Source organism: Rhizobium sp. NPDC092011 (assembly GCF_044756305.1).
In the GTDB taxonomy this organism is placed as follows: Bacteria; Pseudomonadota; Alphaproteobacteria; order Rhizobiales; family Rhizobiaceae; genus Rhizobium.
In genome coordinates this window covers 1-1,135 of sequence record NZ_JBIVSO010000053.1, presented here as the reverse complement: position 1 = coordinate 1,135, position 1,135 = coordinate 1, and the positions used below count along the sequence as shown (strand labels likewise).

Below are 1,135 nucleotides of genomic sequence, written 5' to 3'. Positions count from 1 at the left end.
GCCAGCGAACTTGGCGCCGCCGCGTTAGCGGCGGAATGGGCTCTTCCGAGGGGATATGTCTTCGCCATCGGCCGAGCGAATCGTCCCCGCGTGCCCGTCGATTTCAGGCCCTCGCCAGCGTCTCGAACATCCAATTCCAATCGCATGTCAAAAATGGATGTTGGCCCTTTCGCAGAACGTTCCTAACGTCGTCGACAACAGGAATGTGAGATCGATTGTCTTGGCGTGGTCCGCCGAGCCATCGTTCTTGGCATGACGTACGAATGGACGATGGAAGGGCGTGGCTTGCGGCTTTGGTTGCCGGCCTCCTCCCGTTGAAGGTGATGGCAATGACTAGACAGACGACCCGCATGACTTTTCCCCACAGGACCCGTCTGGTGGCGCTACTCGCCTCGACGGCGCTGGTGCATTCGACGGCAGTGCTTCTGGGCACGGCTGCATTGGCGCAGTCGCTGCCTTCGGGTGGTCAGGTGGCGGCGGGCAGTGCGACGATCGGGACGCCATCGGCAGGGGCTCTGACGATCAACCAGACGAGCGGCAGCGCTGTCGTCAACTGGCAGAGTTTCGACGTCGGTAAGGGCAACCGCGTCACCTTCGTCCAGCCCGATGCCAATTCCGCCATCCTCAACCGTGTGACCGGCCAGACGACCTCGACCATAGCAGGCCAGATCAATGCCAATGGCCAGGTCTACCTGATCAACCCGAACGGCATTGCCATCACCAATTCCGGCACGGTAAAGGCCGGCGCCTTCGTCGCCTCGACGCTCGGTATCTCCGATGACGACTTCATGACCGGCAAGCGGACGTTTACCGGCAATGGGGCGTCGAAGGATGTCACCAATGCCGGCACGATCACGATCAACCGCGGCGGCTATATGGCGCTGATCGGCGGCACAGTGGCCAATTCCGGTGTCATCACCGTGCCGATGGGCAAGGCGGCACTCGGATCGGGCGAGCAGGCAACGCTTGACCTGTCCGGCGACGGTTTTCTGCAGGTGGCGGTGCCGACCAAGGCTCAAGGCAAACAGGCACTGGTCGACAATAGCGGCAGGATCTCGGCCAGGGGCGGGACGGTGCAACTCACCGCGGCGGCGGCGAGAGACATGGCGCGGCAGGCGGTCAACATGTCGGGGAC

General features: G+C 62.6%; 1 protein-coding gene. It reads left to right on the top strand.

Translation table 11 applies throughout. From position 1 onward, the window contains the following. Window positions 1-329 precede the first annotated feature (329 nt). Window positions 330-1,135 (top strand): filamentous hemagglutinin N-terminal domain-containing protein (locus ACIQJ2_RS38270; RefSeq protein WP_400678250.1); only part of this gene is annotated, 806 nt, incomplete at its 3' end.